Here is a 7,267-nt window from a genome sequence, read left to right on the forward strand (position 1 = left end):
ACCAACTGCTAGCCCTTCAATCCCAACTATTTTGCCCCTTTTTTATCCCTTTTTTCCCTTTCCTATTCTCCTGCAAAAGTCGAGTACCTACACCGCAGCCTGGCCCTGTTTGAGCACGTGCAAACAACCTTGCATGCAACGTCCCTGAACGCCCCCGCCGATGACCAACAGGTTCTGCTCGACTCCTCCCTGCTGCAACTGAGCGCCCGCGAGCGCGAAGTGCTGAACCTGTTGGTGGAAGGCAAAAGCAACACCGACATTGCCGAGTTGCTGGTTATTTCGGCCAAAACCGTTTCTACCCATCGCACCAACATTATGCAAAAACTTGGCGCAAATAGCCTGGCCGATTTGGTGCGCCTGGCGGCGGAGATCATGGGGTAGGGGCGAGGCAAGACGGAGAGAAGGTACGGTTAACAACAACCTTTATTCCGTCTTGCCTCGCCTCTACCCTCCCCCCCAAAATCAGATTTTTCTGATAAAAAATCAGATTTTTCCGATAGACAACCCCCTTTAAAAGTGTTATCCTTTTAACATTGGACAATGAAAGTTGAGAGGAGGAGGTACAGGCTAACCACCTGTACCTTATCGCCGCCGGCGAGGCAGCAACGGCGGCCCTGATCAGGCGCAAACCTTAGCCCATTTTACGCTAAACGGATTAAGGCTTGCGCCCGGCGTCATCCTTTCAATACATTCATTGCCCTTTTTTATTTTTATAGGAGTTACGTATTAGAGGTGACAGTCACTTCGTAAGTGACTGTCACCTTTGCGTGCGTAGGTTCTACTTTAAAAAGATCTGGCAGGTTTCTAAAAACTATTTACCTTAAGGAGGTTAATAATGTTTTCTAAAATGTTTTCTAAATTGTTTCACCCCAAGCCAAGTGCGCTATTCTTAGTGGTAGTGATAATTACGCTATTAGCGGCCGGGGTGGCTTATGCGGCCGCCCTCACTATCAATTCTAATCCCCTTTCCATTTATGTAGATGATAAACTACAGTTCCAGGTTAGTCATAGTGGTGGAAACCAGATATATGGAGGGAATCCAGGCTCCTTTGGTACCTTTTTAGCCGTAGGCAGTACCCTCTATGGTCCGCCAGTTGTTTCTGGGGCCACTGCTTTTACCCTGGTCAGCCAAACCGGGGTGACCGGCGACGGCACAATTGGAAGCCCTTTCACTATTGTGACCACGGTAGATGCGGGGACAACAGGGTTGCGCCTTGTGCATACAGATAGTTATGTGACCGGCCAAGAAATGTATACCACCACTATCCAGGTTAATAATACCACCGGCTCGCCCATTAGTGTCATTCTTTACCGCGGCCTGGACTGCGCCGTAGGGGGGGGAGATGCAGGGTATGGGTGGCAGGTTCCCGCCGCTGGCGTATATGCTACTGGCGTCGCTTGCACCAAAACCCCCAATAACGTACCGGCCGATATCACCGAACAATTTTTACCCATTGTGCCTGATACGGCTAATTATATTGTAAACGGTTACAGCGCAGTTTTTAACGCCATTAAATCCCGCACCGCCCTGCCGGACACGGTCAAAACAGATAATGGTTCTGGGGGCATATATGATAACGGCATGGCCATTAGTTGGAGTTTCAGTGTGCCTGCCAGCGGCTCGGTGACGCGCTCACACGCTACTCGTTTTACCAACAAGGGTTATGGCTCCAATCCTGCCCCAGCCGAAACCATTGACGTAGGCAATGCCACGGTGGGTTCATCCGTTACCACTACGCTGGTGATTAGCGAAACGGGTAGTTTACCGCTAACCGTAAATAGCTACTCTATCCGGGGAGACAATCCTGATGATTTCAGTATTCTCGCTCCTACCTTTCCGTTTAGCATCATTGATGGCGGCCCTAATGTAAATGTCACCATTCAATGCACGCCCAGTACCGGCGCCGAGGCGCGCCGCGCTTCGTTGATCATCAGGCACGACGCCCCGAGCGGATCCACAACTTATCCACTGCTTTGTAATGGACAACTGATTCACTATTTATACATCCCGGTAATGTTCAAACCTTGTATATGTCCAACAACTTCGGCAACAGCAGATTGCTACTGCGAGTAGGTAACGTAACCTAAAAGCATAACTTGCGCCCAAACCCGGTTTGGGCGCAAGAAAAATCCAGATACAGACCCTAAAGGCCTGGCCAACCTTTAGGGTCTTTGAGCGGATTCGCCGATGAAACCATCCTCTCCACCGGCCAAGGCCGACATTTTGGTAGTAGATGATAACCCCGCCAACCTGCGTTTGTTGGTGACGCTCTTGGCCGGGCGGGGCTACAAGGTCCGGCCCGCGCCGGACGGGCGTTTGGCCCTGGCCGCGGCCCGGGCCATGCCCCCGGATTTGATTCTGCTGGATGTGGTGATGCCCGAAATGGATGGCTTTGAAGTGTGCCGCCGGCTAAAAGCCGACGCCCGCACCCGGGCCATCCCCGTCATCTTTATGAGCGCCTTAAACGATATGTCCGATAAAGCCGCCGCGTTTGCCGCGGGCGGGGCGGACTACATCGCCAAACCCATTCAAGTGGACGAGCTGCTGGCCCACGTGGAAACTCACCTGGCCCTGTATCGGCTGCGCCGCCAGCTTGAGGATAACCAGGCCGTACCGGGAGAGGAATAGTCCCGGCCCGGCGGGTCTATCCCCCTCTAACGCTTCTGTATCCCCCCTTAATTCAGTGGCTACAGAATTGGAAAATCCCCTTCGCCCAAAGCAATTGCAAAATTTGACTAACCCACGTATGATTAATTCAGCATGTCCAAACTCCCGGAAAACACCCAAATGAGCGAGCAAACGGTAATGGCCCAGGCCGGCATCCTGGTTGTTGACGATAACCTGGCCAATTTACGCCTGTTGGCCAAAATGCTGGCCGAGCATGGCTATAAAATTCGGCCGGCCACCACCGGCCGCATGGCCCTGTCTGCCGCCCAAACCGAACCCCCCGACCTGATCCTGCTGGACATTATGATGCCGGAACTGGACGGCTATGAGGTGTGCGCCCAACTGAAGGCCAACGAGCGCACCCGCGACATCCCCATCATCTTTATCAGCGCCATGAGCGACGTGGCCGATAAAGTTAAGGCCTTTGCCGTGGGCGGCGTGGATTACATTCCCAAACCTTTTCAAGTGGCCGAGGTGCTGGCCCGGGTAGAAACGCACCTGGCCATGCACAGGCTGCAAAAAGAGCTGCAAGCCCAAAATGAAGCATTACAAAAAGAAAATTTAAGGCGGATGCGGGTGCAAGACGCCCTCCGCGAAAGCAGAGAACGCTACCGCCTGCTGGCCGAAAACTCCACCGATATGATCTCCACCCAAACCCCGCAGGGCGTTTATCGTTACGTGTCTCCGGCCTGCCGCACCTTGCTGGGCTACGAGATGGAAGAGATCATCGGCCGCAGCGCCCAAGAGTTTGTTCATCCCGAGGATTTGCCGGCCATCCGGGAACTCAATCAGTTTGTCGAACAATGGCCGGCGGTTTCCACCATCACGTACCGGGCGCGGTGCAAAGATGGCGGTTATATTTGGCTGGAAACCACCCACCGCATTGTCCGCGATCCCAAAATGGGGATGGTGGTTGAAATCATTGCCGTTTCGCGGGATATCACCCAGCGCAAAGCCGCCGAAGACGCCCTGCAACAGGCGCACGACAAACTGGAAGAGCGGGTGCAAGAACGCACGGCCGAATTGGCCAAAACCAACCTGGCCCTGGGCCGCTTTGTGCCGTATGAATTTTTATATTTTCTGGGGCACGAAAGCATTGTGGAGGTCAACCTGGGCGACCAGACCCAGCAAGAAATGACCGTACTCTGTTCAGATATTCGCGATTTCACCGGCCTCTCGGAAACAATGAGTCCGCAAGATAATATCAACTTCCTCAATGCTTACCTCCAGCGGGTCAGCCCTATCATCAGGCAGCACCACGGTTTTATTGATAAATATATTGGCGATGCCATGATGGCCCTTTTTCCCGAAAAAATTGAAGACGCCTTGCAGGCGGCCATTGCCATACAGCAAGAGGTGTTGCATTATAACCGGCATCGTCAGGAGCAAGGCTACCGACCTATCCAGATTGGGGTGGGCCTGCATACGGGCTTGCTTATGTTGGGCACTATTGGCGAGGCCCAGCGCATGGAAAGCACCGTCATCTCCGACGCCGTCAACTTGGCTTTTCGGCTGGAAGGTTTGACCAAACTGTATGGCGCGGGTATTGTTATCAGCCAGAATTCTTTATTCAGCCTCGACCAGCCGACGCGCTACCGCTTCCGCTTTTTGGACCGGGTTCAGGTTAAGGGCAAAACAGAGGCGGTGTCGGTTTTTGAAATTTTAGACGGCTGCCCGCCGGAAATAGCGGACCTGAAATTAAAAACGCTGGAAGATTTTGAAAAGGGCTTGCTTCATTACCACGGCCAGGAATTTGCTCAAGCCAGGACCCATTTTGAGCAGGTGCTCAAGCATAACCCCGCCGACAAAGCGGCCCGTTTTTATCTCAAGCGAGCCACGCATTTTAATCAATACGGCGTTCCGCCTGATTGGGAAGGGGTGGAGGAATTGACGGAAAAATAGCGGCGGGGCGCGCTATGGCATATTCCTTAAAGAGAATCATTATGAATAATCAAATGGACACCCCCCAGGCAAATATCTTGGTTGTTGACGATACCCTGGCTAATTTACGCCTGCTGGTCAAAATGTTGGCCGAATATGGCTATAAAATCCGGCCGGCCACCAATGGCCGGCTGGCCCTGGCCGCGGCCCTGGCCGAACCGCCCGATTTGATTTTGCTGGACATCATGATGCCGGAGATAGATGGTTATGAAGTGTGCGGCCGGCTTAAGGCGGATGAACGGACCCGCGATATTCCCATTATCTTCATCAGCGCCATTGATGAGTTATTGGATAAGGTGGCGGCTTTTTCTATTGGCGGGGTGGACTATATTACCAAGCCCTTTCAGGTGGAAGAAGTGCTGGCCCGGGTCAAAACTCACTTGACCATTCGTAATCTACAAAAAAAACTGGAACAGAAAAACCAGCAACTGCAAGAAAAAAATAACGAGCTTGAAGCGGCGCTGGCCAGGGTTAAGTTACTCTCAGGCTTGCTGCCCATTTGTTCCAACTGCAAAAAAATACGCAACGACGAAGGATATTGGCAGCAGGTTGAAGAATATATCCACCAACACTCCGAGGCCGATTTTAGCCACGGCCTTTGCCCCGCTTGCCTGAAGGAACTCTACCCTGACCTTTATCAAAAAATGGAGGAACGCCGGCAAGATATTCTGAGCGCCCTGGCCAGGTTGAACCAGGCAAACCTGGCAAACCTGGCCGCAGCAGTGAACTTGCCAGAAAGCAATACCCTGGCCCGGCTGCAAATGATGATAGAAGAGAAACAGGTGGAACAGGTGCAAAAGGCCGGACAAATTTTTTACCGGCTTCCCGCCAAAGGCCACGAGTCTATTTCTTAAAAATATTCCCCTCCCAGAGGTGACAGTCGGTAATCGTAGGGACGGCGCCTTGCGCCTGTCCTCCGGGGCGACCCCAAGGGTACGCCCCTACATTACCGGATTAATTTCTAAAAATTCATCAAAGTAATTGCCACCTCTGGAATGTGCGTAAATCCTATCTTAAAAAATTCTCCAAAACTCTTGACAAAAAAATCTATTTTCGCTATAATTAACACGTGTTAGTAACGCGCGTTACTAACACATGTTACGCCGATAAAACTTCCTGACAACGTTAATTAAGCCCATCCAAGGAGGAGAAGTGGCTAAACGTCGGGTGACCAGCCGTGACGTGGCTAAACGGGCGGGGGTTTCTAGAACTACCGTCTCTTTTGTGCTTAACGAAGTAGAAGGCATGCGCATCAGCGAAGAAACGCGCCAGCGGGTGCTGGCTGCGGCCCAGGAATTAGACTATGTGCCCGACGCCACCGCTCAAGCCCTGGCCAGTCGCCGAACGCGCATTATTGGCTTGGTCTTTGCCCGCAGTTATCACCACCTCAGCTCTGATGATTTTCTCTTGCAAATTGTAGATGGATTATTAGACGTTGTCCGCCGCCACGGTATTCGCTTATTGCTTGATTCGGTGGAGAATTGGGAACGGGAAGACGCTTACCTCAACCTGGCCCGGGCCAAACGCATTGACGGCATTATCCTCTCCGTGCCTCGCTCAGATGATAGGGACCTCCAAGCCCTGACCGAAGAAGGATTCCCGGTGGTGCTGATTGGTCATCTGCCCGACGTGGAAATTTGCTCTGTTGATGTTGATAATCGAATTGCGGCCCGCACGGCGGTTGAATATTTATTATCGTTGGGCCACACCCGGATTGGGTGTATCACCAATGCCTCCCCTTCATTTATTGCTCCGGCTGAACGCTTACTTGGCTACCAGGAAGCGTTGGCCGAAGCCAATATCCCCTTTGATGAAACATTGGTGCGTTATGGCAACTACAGCCCGGAAAGCGGCTTTGAGGCGATGACGGCTCTTTTACAAGAATCCCCTCTCCCTACGGCTGTTTTTGTAGCCAGTGATGTGGTGGCCTTTGGCGCAATGGCCGCCATCCACGAACATCAATTGGAAATACCCGACGACATTGCCGTGGTTGGTTTTGACGACGTTCCCCTCTCCCGCTTCTTTTATCCCCCCCTGACCACGGTCCGCCTGCCGGCCGCCGACTTGGGCCGCAAGGCCGGTGAGCTTTTGTTTGACCTGATTTTGCAGGAGGTTGAGCCAGGCCGGCGAGTTTTGTTGGAAACAGAGTTGGTGGTGCGAGATTCGTCCGGTTAGGATTTTGCCTGGAGTACCACACCCCCCATGGGAGGGTGCGTACATATCTACTGCTTGGCATTTTTGAAAGGAGGTGATATATCAAAATCAGTAGACTCAAATTCCAAATAAATATGGTAGTTTTTAAAAAGTGTAAAAAAATAGTTGTTACTTAATATTAAGGAGGATATTAATGAAGAGCCAAAATTTATGGTTAATCATCACCGCCATTTTGGTGATGTCTCTGGTAGTGGCTTGCGCTGGCGGGGCAACACCTGCCCCTGAACAGCCGGCCGAAGAGCCGGCCGCCGAAGAGCCGGCCGCCGAAGAGCCGGCCGCCGAAGAACCGGCCGCCGAAGAGCCGGCCGCCGAAGAGCCGGCCGCCGAAGAACCGGCTGCTTCTGAACCAATGGCCGAAGCAACCTTCCCCATGCCCCCCGGGGGATTTTTGGAGAAGGCGGTAGCCGGCGAATACGCTGGCACCACAGTTGTGGTTGATGGGCC

Annotated in this window: 7 protein-coding genes; all 7 read left to right on the forward strand. The window is 52.6% G+C overall.

Annotation, left to right across the window (positions count from 1 at the left end):
- Window positions 1–99 precede the first annotated feature (99 nt).
- On the forward strand, window positions 100–381 hold the full coding sequence (locus JW953_02765) for a helix-turn-helix transcriptional regulator (protein ID MBN1991598.1): 282 nt from the start codon (window positions 100–102) through the stop codon (window positions 379–381).
- Between the two features lie 454 nt (window positions 382–835).
- On the forward strand, window positions 836–2,074 hold the full coding sequence (locus tag JW953_02770) for a choice-of-anchor D domain-containing protein (GenBank protein MBN1991599.1): 1,239 nt from the start codon (window positions 836–838) through the stop codon (window positions 2,072–2,074).
- Window positions 2,075–2,188: 114 nt separating this feature from the next.
- Window positions 2,189–2,629, forward strand: a complete 441-nt coding sequence (locus tag JW953_02775) for a response regulator (GenBank protein ID MBN1991600.1) — start codon at window positions 2,189–2,191, stop codon at window positions 2,627–2,629.
- Between the two features lie 159 nt (window positions 2,630–2,788).
- Window positions 2,789–4,570, forward strand: coding sequence for a response regulator (locus JW953_02780; protein MBN1991601.1), 1,782 nt, complete (start codon window positions 2,789–2,791; stop codon window positions 4,568–4,570).
- Window positions 4,571–4,611: 41 nt separating this feature from the next.
- Window positions 4,612–5,463 carry a response regulator gene (locus JW953_02785; GenBank protein MBN1991602.1) on the forward strand — a complete coding sequence of 284 codons (852 nt, stop codon included), beginning with the start codon at window positions 4,612–4,614 and terminating at the stop codon, window positions 5,461–5,463.
- Between the two features lie 298 nt (window positions 5,464–5,761).
- The gene (locus JW953_02790) at window positions 5,762–6,784 is read left to right on the forward strand and encodes a LacI family DNA-binding transcriptional regulator (protein MBN1991603.1); all 1,023 of its coding nucleotides are present in this window, start codon (window positions 5,762–5,764) and stop codon (window positions 6,782–6,784) included.
- A 172-nt stretch (window positions 6,785–6,956) separates the two neighbouring features.
- Window positions 6,957–7,267, forward strand: a 311-nt coding sequence (locus JW953_02795) for a hypothetical protein (GenBank protein MBN1991604.1), incomplete at its 3' end; no start/stop codon positions are given.

Source organism: Anaerolineae bacterium (genome assembly GCA_016931895.1).
In the GTDB taxonomy this organism is placed as follows: Bacteria; Chloroflexota; Anaerolineae; order 4572-78; family J111; genus JAFGNV01.

Bases quoted from the DNA above. Each gene is read 5' to 3' on its own strand.
- JW953_02770 (MBN1991599.1), top strand. From the start codon at position 836: ATGTTTTCTAAAATGTTTTCTAAATTGTTTCACCCCAAGCCAAGTGCG.
- JW953_02775 (MBN1991600.1), top strand. From the start codon at position 2,189: ATGAAACCATCCTCTCCACCGGCCAAGGCCGACATTTTGGTAGTAGAT.
- JW953_02780 (MBN1991601.1), top strand. From the start codon at position 2,789: ATGAGCGAGCAAACGGTAATGGCCCAGGCCGGCATCCTGGTTGTTGAC.
- JW953_02785 (MBN1991602.1), top strand. From the start codon at position 4,612: ATGAATAATCAAATGGACACCCCCCAGGCAAATATCTTGGTTGTTGAC.